The sequence below is a fragment of the Marinobacter excellens LAMA 842 genome (assembly GCF_001574445.1).
Lineage (GTDB): Bacteria > Pseudomonadota > Gammaproteobacteria > Pseudomonadales > Oleiphilaceae > Marinobacter > Marinobacter shengliensis.
In genome coordinates, this window is record NZ_LOCO01000015.1 from 61,019 (window position 1) to 74,902 (window position 13,884).

At 59.1% G+C, this 13,884-nt stretch carries 10 protein-coding genes; 4 read left to right on the plus strand and 6 right to left on the minus strand.

Annotated elements, in window-relative coordinates; translation table 11 throughout:
- Window positions 1–10: 10 nt before the first annotated feature.
- The gene (gene nadC / locus J122_RS13075; protein ID WP_061332689.1) at window positions 11–850 is read right to left on the minus strand and encodes a carboxylating nicotinate-nucleotide diphosphorylase; all 840 of its coding nucleotides are present in this window, start codon (window positions 848–850) and stop codon (window positions 11–13) included.
- Between the two features lie 224 nt (window positions 851–1,074).
- Between nadC and J122_RS13080 the strand changes: the two genes are divergently transcribed.
- The 4 genes from J122_RS13080 to J122_RS13095 all read left to right on the plus strand — a co-directional run bounded on the left by J122_RS13080 (window position 1,075) and on the right by J122_RS13095 (window position 7,147).
- The gene (locus J122_RS13080; RefSeq protein ID WP_061332713.1) at window positions 1,075–3,396 is read left to right on the plus strand and encodes a DUF1631 domain-containing protein; all 2,322 of its coding nucleotides are present in this window, start codon (window positions 1,075–1,077) and stop codon (window positions 3,394–3,396) included.
- Between the two features lie 96 nt (window positions 3,397–3,492).
- Window positions 3,493–4,113 (plus strand): 1,6-anhydro-N-acetylmuramyl-L-alanine amidase AmpD, encoded by a 621-nt coding sequence (gene ampD, locus J122_RS13085; RefSeq protein ID WP_061332714.1) that lies wholly within the window; start codon window positions 3,493–3,495, stop codon window positions 4,111–4,113.
- Window positions 4,114–5,001 carry a regulatory signaling modulator protein AmpE gene (gene ampE / locus J122_RS13090; protein ID WP_061332690.1) on the plus strand — a complete coding sequence of 296 codons (888 nt, stop codon included), beginning with the start codon at window positions 4,114–4,116 and terminating at the stop codon, window positions 4,999–5,001.
- 115 nt (window positions 5,002–5,116) lie between these two features.
- The gene (locus J122_RS13095) at window positions 5,117–7,147 is read left to right on the plus strand and encodes a methyl-accepting chemotaxis protein (RefSeq protein ID WP_061332691.1); all 2,031 of its coding nucleotides are present in this window, start codon (window positions 5,117–5,119) and stop codon (window positions 7,145–7,147) included.
- Window positions 7,148–7,179: 32 nt separating this feature from the next.
- Here the strand turns inward: J122_RS13095 and J122_RS13100 are convergent, their stop codons facing one another.
- The 5 genes from J122_RS13100 to J122_RS13120 form a co-directional block, all read right to left on the minus strand.
- Window positions 7,180–7,737, minus strand: coding sequence for a cob(I)yrinic acid a,c-diamide adenosyltransferase (locus J122_RS13100; protein WP_061332692.1), 558 nt, complete (start codon window positions 7,735–7,737; stop codon window positions 7,180–7,182).
- Window positions 7,738–7,760: 23 nt separating this feature from the next.
- The gene (locus J122_RS13105; protein ID WP_061332715.1) at window positions 7,761–8,645 is read right to left on the minus strand and encodes a ketopantoate reductase family protein; all 885 of its coding nucleotides are present in this window, start codon (window positions 8,643–8,645) and stop codon (window positions 7,761–7,763) included.
- A 4-nt stretch (window positions 8,646–8,649) separates the two neighbouring features.
- The gene (locus tag J122_RS13110) at window positions 8,650–11,502 is read right to left on the minus strand and encodes a valine--tRNA ligase (protein WP_061332693.1); all 2,853 of its coding nucleotides are present in this window, start codon (window positions 11,500–11,502) and stop codon (window positions 8,650–8,652) included.
- Window positions 11,503–11,865: 363 nt separating this feature from the next.
- On the minus strand, window positions 11,866–12,375 hold the full coding sequence (locus J122_RS13115) for a DNA polymerase III subunit chi (RefSeq protein ID WP_061332694.1): 510 nt from the start codon (window positions 12,373–12,375) through the stop codon (window positions 11,866–11,868).
- A complete protein-coding gene (locus J122_RS13120) occupies window positions 12,365–13,855 on the minus strand; it encodes a leucyl aminopeptidase (protein WP_061332695.1) in 1,491 nt (496 codons plus the stop codon). Before J122_RS13120 ends, J122_RS13115 begins: the two co-directional genes overlap by 11 nt.
- Window positions 13,856–13,884 lie beyond the last annotated feature (29 nt).

Consider the following 13,884-nt stretch of genomic DNA (forward strand, 5'->3'; position numbering starts at 1 on the left):
GGCGGTGGAATCAGTCCAGCCGCATGGAGAGGTCGATCGCTCTGACGTCTTTGGTCAGGGCGCCGATGGAGATGTAATCCACCCCGGTTTCCGCCACCGGTACCAGTGTCTGGGCATTGATGCCGCCGGAAGCTTCCAGTTTTGCCTTGCTGGCGGTAATTCGCACGGCTTCAACCATGTCCTCAAGCGAGAATTCATCCAGCATAATGATGTCGGCGCCCGCGCTCAGGGCCTGATTCAGCTCGTCCATCGATTCCGTTTCTACCTCCACCGGGCGGCCCGGTGCAATGCGCCGGGCTTCACTGATGGCGTTGGCAATCGAGCCGCATGCGGCAATGTGGTTTTCCTTGATCAGAAAGGCATCCCACAGACCCAGGCGATGATTGTGGCAATCACCGCAGGTGACCGCGTATTTTTGCGCCAGGCGCATTCCTGGCAGGGTTTTCCGGGTATCCAGTAATCGCACACCGGTATGGGCGACCTTCGCCGCGTAGGCTGCGCAGGTGGTGGCAACGCCAGACAGTGTTTGCAGCCAGTTAAGGGCGGCTCGCTCTGCGGTCAGGAGTGATCGGGCCGGGCCAGCCATCCGGAAGATAACGTCATCGGCCGCCAGATCATCGCCGTCCTTGAAGAACCAGGTCAGTTCCATGGCGGGGTCTACCTGGCGGAATACCTCCTCAACCCAGGCTCGTCCTGACAGGCGTGCCGGTTCGCGAGTGATCACCCGGCCGGTTGCGGTTTTGTCCGCCGGAATCAGCATGGCGGTAATGTCGCCGTCACCAATGTCCTCGCGAAGGCTTTGGGCAACGGATTCAATTCGGGCCTGGCGGAGCAGTTCAGGGGCAATCATGTCGGGTTTCCGGCGGTCTGGATGAGTTGAAATCTGCGAGCCCGGCAATTCTACTGCCAGCCTGCCGTTTCGCAAAATGCCCTGGCCAATAACTGCTAAAATGTGACGCAGGTCGTTGTTACACAAAAGGTGACAAATTCTGACACAAGGTGACGATGATCGGCCGTATCATGTCATTAATAGAAATTCCCAGCGATATTGCCGATCAACACCGGAGCATCTCCATGGCGCACGATAACAAGGTTGTCCATTTATCCGGCCAGAAACCGGTGGGCCGGTTTTCGCTTCCGCCTGCTCTTATACGGTTACGTGACGCATCCGGTCAGTCTCTGAAATCTGTGCTGGGGTCTTTCTTCGAGCAGGCAGACGACAGCCTGTTCGCCCTTGCGGATCGGGCTGGCTCTAATCAGGACCAGACAGCGTATTTCGATGCCATGCGGGAGCTCAGACTGCGCCGCAAATCCATGGCGGTCTCGATGCTTCAGTATGTCAGCCAGGCCTTCAATGACTTTGGGCGCTTCAAACCCTCGCACTCCGGTTCTGCCCTTGAGGAAGTCGATCAGGATTCTCTGAGCCTTTTGGATCACTCCGAACTCGAGCAACAGGTCGCCATTGATAACCTGGTGACCAAGCTGCGCAATCGTTACCAGGAGCCGGTCCGGATGCTGGCCGCTCGCGTGCGCCACCTGATGCCCGAGATTCAGATGTCTGATGATCAGATGCCCCTGAGCCCCGAGGTTATCTGTGGCGGAATTGCCGAGGCCTGTTCTGACCTGGATATCGATATTCGTGCCAAGCTGGTTGTACTCAAGCTTTTTGAGCGCCTGCTGGTGGATAAGCTTGCAGCCCTGTATGACCAGGCCAATAAAACCCTGGTAGCCGAAGGCGTGTTGCCAGATATGCGCCGGGCACCTGTCGGCGGTTCGTCGCCCCAGCCGAAGAGGCCGGTGCCACAGGCTGGAGCCCCGGCTTTGTCGCCAGGGCAGGCAGGTGCCGAGCACGGGGCGAGTGGTGCTGCCAGTTTCCCCACGTTTTCGGAATTGAGTGCGCTGCTGCATCAGGGAGAGACATCGTCCGCCGCGGGCGGCCTGCCCGCGGGTGGCGTGACACTCGATACTGGCGGGTTGATGGCCCGGCTCAGTGATCTGCAAGGTTCTCTCACCCAGGTATCCGGGGCAGAAGTGGTGCCATTGCGCCAGCAGATTGTCTCGGTCCTGCAGGAGCCGGGCGGCAAGAAAGCTACTTTGGGCCAGGTGGACGGCGATGTCGTCAATCTCGTCTCGATGCTGTTTGATTTCATACTGGAAGATCGGCAATTACATCCGGTGATGAAGGCGCTGATCGGGCGCTTGCAGATTCCGGTCCTGAAGGTTGCCCTGAGCGATCGTAATTTCTTCAATCGTGGCGGTCATCCGGTTCGCAAATTGTTGAATGAACTCGCACTGTCGGCCATTGGCTGGTCCGAAAAGCGCCAGGGCATGCGGGACCCGCTCCGGGAAAAAATTGAAGAAGTGGTTGATCGTGTCCTGAATGAGTTCACCGACAATGTCGAATTGTTCGAGGAGTTGCTCAAGGATTTCGGGCACTTTATGGATCTGGACCGGCGCCGTCGTGAGCTGGTTGAGCAGCGTCTTCGGGACGCTGAGGAAGGTCGGGCTCGCCAGGAACGTGCAAGCCAGGCGGCCATCAACCTCATTCAGGAAGAAACAGCCGGCCGTGAAATACCAGCTGCGGTGATGCAGATTCTCAGCGAGCCCTGGACTCGTTACCTGCAATGGGTGGTACTGCGTCAGGGCGAAGAAAGCGAGCAGTGGCAATCCGCCTGCGCGGTAACCGAGCGACTGATCTGGAGTGTGGACCCAAGGCCGGTATCGGATGAAACCCGCTCTGAGCTGCTTCGAGCAATACCGGAGGTGGTCGAGGACCTTCGCAGTGCTTTGCAGGAAATTTCCTGGGACCCGTTCTCAACCGACGCTGCCATTCGTGACCTGGAATTGGCTCATGTTGATGTTTTCCAGAAACTGGTAACAGCTCCGGTCAGTGATGTCGAGAAGGCGCCGGAAGACCCTGCCCTGGCCGAAGAGGAGCTGGATCAGCCGGAGCAAATGCTGGCGCCACCGGAACCTCAGGTGGATGCCGGTGCCCCAGAGGAAATCGCGCAATCTGAAACCGAACCGGTCGTGGCGGAGAGCGTTCAAAGTGACGCGCAGCCGGCAACGGAAGCGCCGGTGGCTGCTGAAGAAGCGCCGTCTGCCTCGGTTGTTGCGGCGGAATGGTTGGCCCGGGCAGATCAGCTCAGGGTTGGCTCGTGGATCGAGATGGTGCGCGATGATACCCGTGTTCGCTGCAAACTGGCGGCCTTCATAAAGGCAACCGGCAAGTACATTTTTGTCAATCGCAGCGGCGCCAAGGTGGCAGAGTACCATCGGGATGATCTGGCGGTGGCGCTGCAGGACGGCGTTATTACGCTTCTGGACGACGGCCTGATTTTTGACCGGGCGCTGGAATCCATCATCGATAACCTTCGCCATAGTCGAAAGGATTGAAGGCGCGAATCCGCACCGTTCCATCCATAGCATCCACCGTCGCTTTATGATTCAATCGATTGAACATCATAAAGCGACAGTGGATACGCCTTGCCAATCTCTGACCCTTTCAATCAAGACAACAAGCATAACAACGACTCCCTCTCCAGCCAGGCTGAACAGTTAAGGCTGACCGGCCGTTACCCTGGCAGCCGATGGGTGCCCTCGCCGAATTTTGGTGCAAGGCCTGAGGGCTCTGCCATTTCCCTGCTGGTGGTTCACAACATCAGCCTGCCTCCCGGGCAATTCGGGGGAACGGAGATTGAAGACTTTTTCTGCAACCGGCTTGACCCAGCCGCCCATCCCTATTTTGAATCCATCGCCGCCATGCAGGTCTCCGCTCATGCCCTGGTGCGTCGCGATGGTTCAGTGGTGCAGTTTGTCAGTTGTTTGGACCGGGCCTGGCATGCCGGCCGGTCCTGTTTTGACGGCCAGGAAGAGTGCAACGATTTCTCTATCGGTATCGAACTGGAGGGGGCAGACGATGTTCCCTATACGCCCGAACAGTACCGGACACTCGCAGACATGGCGCGGTTGACCATGATGGCCTGGCCCGAAATCAGCACCGAGCGCATTACCGGCCACAGCGATATTGCGCCTGGCCGGAAAACTGACCCTGGTCCAGCGTTCGACTGGCGGTATTTTTCCCGGCTGTTGGCCCATGAGGAGATCGCCTGAATGGTGTTTGTCGTGTTTCTTTTGGCCTACCTTATTCGGCGTCAGCTGGATAGCCGGAACCGGCTTGATGGCGACGTGCTTTGGCGTGCCTGGTTTCACCGGGGCGCGAAAATTCAGGCCGGAAAGGAGGATGCCATTACCTCCGGGCTGATCTGGATTCTGCTGCCCGGACTGGTGTTGGTGGGCGTTGTGTGTTTACTGGAATGGTATGGATTCAGGCTGGCGGCCTATCCGCTGGAGCTGATCGTGCTGGTGTTGCTGATGGGCGCGCCGGGTTGGCGGCATCAGTTACGTGACTATTCGGAAGCCTGGAGTCGGGGCGACATGCAGGCTGCCTGGCGACATATCCAGAACCGGTTGCCACCGGAAGAGCGGGGCGCCGCGCTGTCACCAGAGGCCATGCATCTGTCGTTATCCAAGGCTCTGGTGATCGGGGTTTTCGAGCGGTTCTTCCTGGTGGCTTTCTGGTATGTGGTGGGTGGAATAGGTGCTGCCCTGGTTGCCCGAGGCCTGGTGGCGTTGTCTGAGCAATGGCCGCAGCAAGCGGCCCGCGCCCGATTCCGGACTCTGGCCAACCTGGCCAGCTGGATTCCTGCTCGCCTACTGTCCTGCACGCTGGGGCTGGCCGGTGATCTCGCGGGCTGGTCGAAGGAGGCGAAGAAAGTCCTGCCCGGTTTTGGAAGAAAAACCTCGGAAGTCCTCATGATTTCCGCAAACGGGTCGTTAACCGGTTATGCGCTTGATCCAGCCCAGTTTGCGCGGTTGCACCCGGATGAGTGGACAAGTTTTGGCGGGCGTAGCCTGGCGGCCATACGGGGATTGTTGAACCGGAGCATGCTGGTGTGGATCTGCGTTGCTGCATTGCTGGTCATTGCCGGGGTGGTCTGAGGAGTGTCATAAAACATTACAGAATAACACTTAAAGGTGATTAAGTTTTTCCGACCTTGGGCGATAATCAAACAAAGAATAAAGATTCAGTTATTAGAATCAGCGAGAGGGCGCCGTGAAATATTTGATCAATCCAGCTGTTAGCCTGATGAATCGGTTGCCCATGGTCTACAAGTTCAGCCTAATCAGCATCTTGTTCCTGGGCCCGATCATTGTCCTGTCGTGGTTGGTTATTTCCAGCCTCAATCAATCCGTTCAAACCATGACTCGCGGTATCGAGGGCCTTGCCGAACTTCGCAAGGTAGACCAGCTGTTGTCTTCGTCTATGGCTTACCGCGACTACCAGGCGCCGGGTGTGCTCAAGGATGAAGACGAACTCCTGGGTAAGGCAGGTGAGGCTGCCGAGCTGATTGATGGCCTGCTTTCAGACCTTGCGGGGAACAACCGCTCGTTCGATACCTCTGGTTCCTGGAAGGATCAGGTTCTGGCCTTGCAGGCGGAGTGGGAGCAACTGAAACAGGACGACAACTACCAGGGCAACATAGACCCTCAGTTCAAGTATTACCACGAGTTTGTTCAGAAGGTGCTGGCCCTGTTGCCGGCTACGATTGAAATTTCGGGACTTGGACAAGACGCCTCGCGGGAAAATTTGTTGCTGCTTGGGCTGGTGCGTAATGCGCTGCCTGAGGCGAGGACCGTTGTTGGCAGGGCCCGATCTTACGGTATCTTTGCCCTGGTGGATGGCCAGGTGGGTTATAACCTGAGCGAGATTTTGAATGAAATCTATGACCAGCTGACCAACCGCAGCTCCCTGTTGTCGCCTGCCTTGTCGGTTGCGGTTGAAACCTCTCCCAAACTTTCAGGCAGAGCCGGCGGCGCTGTGACGCGGGTCGATGAAAGCCTGATGGCGCTGCGCGAGCAGCTGGACCTGAACATCATCACCCCGATGCGTCTGGAACAGCCCTGGCAGGAATTTGACGCCACCGTATCCTCCCAGCTGGACTACTACGATTCACTCAATGACAGCATTTTCAGTGTGGTTTCTGGCAACCTTGAACAGCGACTGCAGCGGGAGACCGGCCAGCGCAGGTTGATTGTAGGGGCTCTGATCGGCGTGATGCTTCTTGTGGTGTACCTCTACATCGGCTTCTTTATGTCAGTAAGAACCGCCATCAACCGGTTTAGTGAGGCGGCTCGCAGCGTCGCCGCTGGTGATATGACGGCGCACATCCAGCTTAACAATCGTGATGAGCTGGGCGAGCTGACCACCGAATTCAATAATATGACGGACCGGATTGCCGAACTGATCCGCTCTGTCAGCGGGACCACGAATGATGTTGACAGTCAGGCGGTGAGGGTTAACGAGACTGCAGCAGCCAACAGTGAAGCGGTTGCCCGCCAGATGGAAGAGACCGGCCAGATAAACGAAGCCATGGGGCAGATGGTGGAGGCGGTCAACGAGGTGACTGAGAGTGCCCATCGGGTAGCGGACAGCGCCGGTAGCGCAGAGCGTGATACCGAGACGGGCCGACAGGTTGTGGCGGCTACTGTGCAAACTATTAACCGTCTTGCGGAAGAAATCGCTGGTGCGGTAGCGGTGATAAACAGGGTCAGTTCAGACAGCGACAACATCAGCCAGGTATTGGTCGAGATCAAGGCCATAGCCGAGCAGACCAACCTGTTGGCTCTGAACGCGGCCATTGAAGCGGCCCGGGCCGGTGAACAGGGGCGCGGTTTTGCGGTGGTGGCTGATGAGGTGCGCTCACTGTCTCAGCGCACCCACAAATCGACCGAAGAGATTGAAGGCATGATCTCCCGCCTGCAGGGTGGTGTTAAAGAAGCGGTCTCGGCCATGACCTCCAGCCACGATGCCACGGAGCAAACGGTTCAGAAATCCGGTGAGGTGACAGAAGCGCTGGACCGCATTGCTTCGGGCATATCTGAGATTGTGGATATGAGCCACCAGATTGCCCAGGCTGCAGAAGAGCAGTCTGCGGTGGCCAAGAACGTCAACGCCAACGTGGAGCGTATCGGCGAGTTGGGGCAGAGCACCGCGTCCAACGCCGAGGAGACGCTGGCGTCGTCCCGCCAGATGTCTGAGCTGACGGCATCGCTTCAGCGGCTGGTAGAGGCGTTCAAGGTATAAGGCAGGTGCCTTTGATCAGAAAAATCCGGCCCTCAGAGGCCGGATTTTTTTTGTTCCCAGAGAATTTCCTGGCTGCCATCCCGGCGGGCCAGCACGCGGGCAATGACAAACAGCAGGTCAGACAGCCGGTTCAGATAGTGGCGGGACGCAGTATTGATGGAATCTTCGTGGCCCAGCGCTACCACCACGCGCTCTGCGCGACGGCAAACGGCCCGGGCCAGATGGCATTGTGCGGCGGCAGGGCAACCTCCGGGCAGAATGAAGTTCTTCAATGGCGGCAAGTCGGCATTATGCTCATCCAGGGTCTGTTCCAGCCAATCAATGTGGTCGTCGCTGATGACCTTGCTGCCAGGAATTGCGAACTCGCCGCCAAGATCAAACAGGTGGTGCTGAATCCGCCGGAACGTCTCGATCAGGCCGTCACCGGCTGGTAGCGTTTCAATCAACACTCCGATGTGGCAGTTGAGTTCATCCGCCATGCCCATGGCTTCCACGCGCTGGGCATTCTTGGCGATGCGGTTGCCATCGGCCAGCCCGGTAGAGCCGTCGTCACCGGTGCGAGTGTAGATTTTCGACAGGCGGTTGCCCATGTGTTTGCTCCCTGAATAAGTGATCAGTTCAGTTGTTGTACCCGTTCGGTGAGCATTTGGTTCACCGGTGTTGCAATGCCGTGCAGTTGGCCAAGCCTGGCCAGGTAACCGTTGATGAAGTCGATTTCCTTGGGGCGACCTGCCAGCACATCCGCGCGCATGGAGGAGGTGTTGGTGGCGGTTCTGCGGGCGACCGCCTCAATGCTTTCGCGCAGGGCTTCCGGCGTGTGTTCCGGTTGCCCGACGGCAGCCAGCAGGTGGCTGATTTCCCTGCACAAGGGGGTAATCCACCGTTGGTAAAACGGTCGCTCCAGTATCTCGCCGTTGGGGCAATCCAGTACGGCGGTAAAGGCGTTGATGCCGGCATTGATTACCAGTTTCTGCCAGAGTCGGCCAAGTATGTCCTGTTCAGGGTGAACCTCAAGGCGGCTCTCGGCAAGCTGCTGCGCAACCCGGTTCACCAGGGGTTGCCCGGTAGGGTTTAAAGCACCTACCCAGGTAGCGCCGCAGCCCGCGTGAACGGTCAGGCCTTGCTCGGGCCGGTTGGCGCCTTCGGTGGTGGAGGCTGCCAGCACCGGGCGTTGCGGCCAGGTTGCGGCAACCTGCTGTTGGCTGCCCAGGCCGTTCTGGAACAACACAATGGGTGTCGAACTGGCAATAGAGGGCAGGGCAGCTTTGAGGGCTTCGAGGGTATCGCCGGCTTTGGTGGTCACCAACAACAATTCAGGTGACTGACCGCGCTGCAGCCAGGGAACAGTGACGCTGAAGGATTCGCCTACGAGGGGTTGAAAACGGTAGCGGGCGGGTTCGGGCGCCTGGCCCGGGCGGGGCACAAACGCTACCTGCCCGGCAGGTAGCGTTGCGGCCCAGAGCCGGCCCAGAGAGCCGGCGCCGAGGATGGCAATCATGGCCTTACATGGCCTCGATTTCAGCCCGTTGTGCGCTGAGCCGTTGCAGGCTGCCTTGCGCATCCTTCAGCTTCTCCTGCTCTTTCTCGACCACTTCGGCCGGGGCCTTGGCGGTAAACTTCTCGTTGTTCAGCTTGCCTTCCAGGCGGCCGATTTCCTTGTTCAGGCGTTCCAGTTCCTTGTCCAGGCGCTTGAGTTCGGCATCCTTGTCAATCAGGCCGGCCATGGGCACCAGCACTTCCATTTCGCCCACCAGCTGGGTGGCGCTCATGGGGGCCTTGTCGCCTTCAAACCATTCCAGTTTCTCCAGCTTGGCCAGGGACATCAGGAATTGGCGGTTGTCGTTCAGGCGGCGTTCATCATCAGCATTGCCGCCTTTCAGCAGCACCGGAACCTGTTTGGCCGGGGAGATGTTCATCTCGCCACGGATGTTGCGTACGGCCACGATCACGCCCTTGAGCCATTCGATATCGGCGGCCACGGCGGCATCCTGCTTGCTGGTATCCGGCTGCGGGTACGGCTGCAGCATGATGCTGTCGCCCTGTTTGCCGGCCAGCGGGGCAATGCGCTGCCAGATTTCCTCGGTGATGAACGGCATCATCGGGTGTGCCAGGCGAAGTACAGCTTCCAGGACGCGAACCAGGGTGCGGCGGGTGCCGCGCTTGGCCTCGGCACTGGCGTTGTCGTCGCTCAGGGCCGGCTTGGACAGTTCCAGGTACCAGTCACAGTATTCGTTCCAGATGAACTCGTACAGGGCGTAGGCGGCCAGGTCGAAGCGGTACTGGTCCAGGTGGCGGATCACTTCCTGCTCGCAGTGCTGCAGCTGGCTGATGATCCAGCGGTCGGCCAGGGACAGCTCCACCGGCTCGTCGTTCACGCCGCAGTCTTCGCCTTCGGTGTTCATCAGTACGTAGCGGGCAGCGTTCCACAGTTTGTTACAGAAGTTGCGGTAGCCTTCCAGGCGCTTCATGTCCCAGTTGATGTCTCGGCCGGTGGTGGCCATGGCCGCCAGGGTAAAGCGCAGGGCGTCGGTGCCATGGGCCGCGATACCTTCCGGGAATTCTTTCTCGGTGCGCTTACCGATTTTCTCGGCCAGCTTCGGCTGCATCAGGTTGCCGGTACGTTTTTGCAGCAGATCCGGCAGGCTAATGCCGTCGATCATATCCAGCGGGTCGATCACGTTGCCCTTGGACTTGGACATCTTGTCGCCGTGCTCGTCCCGGATCAGGCCGGTCACGTAAACGGTTTTAAAGGGTACCTGTGGGGTGCCGTCTTCGTTCTTCATGAAGTGCATGGTCATCATGATCATCCGGGCAACCCAGAAGAAGATGATGTCGAAACCAGTCACCAGCACGTCGGTGGGGTGGAAGGTTTTCAGGCGTTCGGTGATTTCCGGCCAGCCCAGGGTGCCGAAAGTCCACAGGGCGGAGCTAAACCAGGTGTCCAGTACATCGTCGTCCTGCTTGAGTTCCAGTGTGTCCGAAAGCTGGTGCTTGCTGCGCACCTCAGCCTCGCTCCGGCCTACGTAAATATTGCCGTCGGCGTCATACCAGGCCGGAATCCGGTGGCCCCACCAGAGCTGACGGGAGATACACCAGTCCTGGATGTCGCGCATCCAGGCGAAGTACATGTTTTCGTACTGTTTGGGCACGAACTGGATGCGGCCATCTTCCACCGCTTCAATAGCCGGTTTGGCCAGGGTCTTGGCATCGGCAAACCACTGGTCGGTCAGCATCGGTTCAATGATCAGGCCGGAGCGATCGCCGCGGGGCACGCTCAGTACGTGGTCTTCGATCTTCTCGACCAGGCCCGCCAGTTCCATGTCGGCGACAATCTGCTTGCGGGCCGCTTCCCGGCTGAGGCCGGCGTAGGCGGCCGGCAGGGCGCTGTTGATTTCGGAATTCTCGGTGCCGTCGGCATTGAAGACTTCGGCCACATCGCGGATGTTGGCATCCTGGGTCAGGACGTTGATCATTGGCAGGTTGTTGCGCTTGCCTACGGCGTAGTCGTTGAAGTCGTGGGCCGGGGTGATCTTCACGCAGCCGGAGCCTTTTTCCGGGTCCGCGTGGTGGTCGGCCACGATGGGGATGCGGCGGTTTACCAGCGGCAACAGTACGTGCTGGCCGATCAGGTGCTGGTAGCGTTCGTCGTCCGGGTGGACGGCCACGGCGGTGTCGCCCAGCATGGTTTCCGGGCGCGTGGTGGCCACGATCACGTAGTCTTTGCCGTCCTGGGTTTTCTGGCCGTCAGCCAGTGGGTAGCGCAGGTGCCAGAAGTAGCCTTTTTCTTCCTTGTTCTCTACTTCAAGGTCGGAGATGGCGGTGTGCAGTTTCGGGTCCCAGTTCACCAGCCGCTTGCCGCGGTACACCAGGCCTTCGTCGTACAGGCGGATAAACACTTCCTGCACGGCTTTGTAGAAGCCGTCGTCCATGGTGAAGCGTTCGTTGTCCCAGTCGACGGAGTTGCCGAGGCGGCGGATCTGGCGGGTGATGGTGCCGCCGGAGTGTTCTTTCCAGTCCCAGATGCGCTTGATGAATTCTTCCCGGCCCAGGTCGTGGCGGGTTTTGTCTTCTTCTGCGGCCAGTTTGCGCTCGACGACCATCTGGGTGGCGATGCCGGCGTGGTCGGTGCCGACGGTCCACAGTGCGTTACGGCCCTGCATGCGTTTGAAGCGGGTGAGGGTGTCCATGATGGTGTGCTGGAACGCATGGCCCATGTGCAGGCTGCCGGTCACGTTGGGTGGCGGGATGGCGATGCTGTAGGAGTCGCCTTCGCCGCTGGGGCGGAAATAGCCTTTGGATTCCCAGTTTTCGTACCACTGGCGCTCGATGTTTTCTGGCTGGTAGGTTTTTTCCATGGGATTATGCAGTGACCGTTTTGGTTGATTCACATAGGGAAATTTTGAATTGGCCGATTATACATGGTCGCTGTTGATGCGGCGAACCTCTGTGAAACCTAGCCTGCTGATTTGGTGCCGTGTGGGGTTGTGGGTAGGCTTTCCAAAAAACGCTCCTTGCGGCACATCCCTGTGGCGCTTCGCTTCGGCCATCCATGGCCTACGAGATTTTTGGAAAGCCTACCCCCAACCCCACAGATTTGACTTTGTGCTGTTCGCTGGTGAGTTTAGCTTTTCGTTTTTTGTCCGTGTCGGTCCGTGAGCGTCCGTGGCAAAAATCTTTTTCCTTTCGTGTCCTTTCGCGGATTTAGTGGCAAAAAACAATCACCGCCGCCGCATATCATGCACCCGCGCCTCAATCCCCATCGTCCGCAGCTGCTTGTAATGCCCCCGAGCCTGGTTTAGCACCGCCGGATCATTGTGGGCAACCAAGGCCAGCCGCCTGTAGTGGTCAGCATCTTCCGGCAGTGTCGAGGACAGCACGATAACGGTATCCCAGTCCGTGGCGGCCGGTGGGTAGAGCAGGATGCCTACTGGGTCGGAGCAGGGGGTGGTTGGGTCTTTGGCGATGCTGTGGGGGATGAAGGCATCGGGGGCGATGTTCCACAGCAGGTCGTCGAGTTCTTTGGCCTGGTCTTCGGTGTCGCAGAGGATGCATACGCGGTCGCCCTGCTGCCAGGCTTTGTCCACGAGTTTGGCGGCGTGGAGGTTGCGGGCGGCTGGGGTGTTCTGGGCGAGGATGTGGAACCAGTAGCGCTGGTTCTGGTCGTCCCGGCCGGAGGGGCCGGCAGCTGGGCTGCCGGGTTCCGGTGGGGTTGGCTGGTTATCCTGCATGGGTCATCAGGTAGTCGACAAGCAGGGGGACCGGGCGGCCGGTGGCGCCTTTGGCTTTGCCGGAGTTCCAGGCGGTGCCGGCGATGTCCAGGTGGGCCCAGCGGTAGTCTTTGGCGAAGCGGCTCAGGAAGCAGGCCGCGGTGATGGTACCAGCCGGGCGGCCACCGATGTTGGCCATGTCAGCGAAGTTGCTGTCGAGCTGGCTCTGGTATTCGTCCCACAGCGGCAGGCGCCAGGCGCGGTCGCCGGTGCGCTCGCCAGCGGCCAGCAGTTCGTGCGCCAGTTCGTCGTTATTGGACAGCAGGCCGGTGGCCTGGTTACCCAAAGCAATGATGCAGGCGCCGGTGAGGGTGGCCATGTCGACCACGGCTTCCGGGTCGAATTTTTTTACGTAGGTGAGGGCGTCGCACAGCACCAGGCGGCCTTCGGCGTCGGTGTTGAGGATTTCAACGGTCATGCCGCTCAGGGTGGTGACAATGTCGCCGGGGCGGGAGGCGCCGCCGTCCGGCATGTTTTCGGCAGCGGCGATTACGGCAACCACGTTGATCTTGGGTTTGGTTTCGGCCAGCACTTTCATGGTGCCGAATACGCTGGCGGAACCGCCCATGTCGTATTTCATTTCATCCATGCCTTCGCCGGGCTTGAGGCTGATGCCACCGGTGTCGAAGGTGATGCCTTTACCCACCAATACGTAGGGTTTGTCTTTGGCTTTGCCGCCACGGTATTCCATCACGATCAGGCGCGGGGGCTGTTTGGAGCCTTTGCCCACGGCCAGGATGGTGTTCATGCCCAGCTTTTCCATCTGCTTTTCATCAAGCACTTCGGTCTTGATGCAGTCGTATTCCTTGGCCATGCTCTTGGCCTGCTCGGCCAGCCAGACCGGATGGCAGATGTTGGGTGGGGTGTTGCCCAGATCTTTGGTGTAGTTCATGCCGCGCCCGGTCGCCAGGCCCTGGTTGAAGGCGTCTTTCAAGGCTTTGGCGGAACCGGAGGCCTGCACCACCACCTTTTTGAGTTTACGGGCAGCTGGCTTTTCACTCTTGAACTCGGTGAAGGTGTAGAGCTGGTCTTCCAGAATACGCCCGATCAGGTTCAGGCGGGCTTCTTCGGAGCTGACGGCGTCCTCGCCCTGCAGGCTGGTGTCGGCCAGGCAGATCAGTGCGCTCTTGGATGGGCCGTCTTTCAGGGCGCCCATCATGGCGATCAGTGCCTTGCGAAAGTTGGCTGGCGTGCGGTCGCTGTCTTTGCCGGTGCCGACCACAATCACACGCTGCCATGGTTGGTCGACCAGGGGCAGGGTGTTTACAGACGCGTTCTTGCCAGTCAGGTCGCCTGCTTTTTCAAGTTGCTTGATCAGCCCTCCCAGTGCTTCGTCTGCTGCTTTTGTGGTTTCCGGCCACTCGCCCTTCTCAGGCACCGCGATAACCAGGCAATCGGTTTTGGTGGCGGTGATGGCTTTGCTGCTCAGGCTGAAATTCATGGCAACTCCCGTTGTCAGGTTGTGCTTTG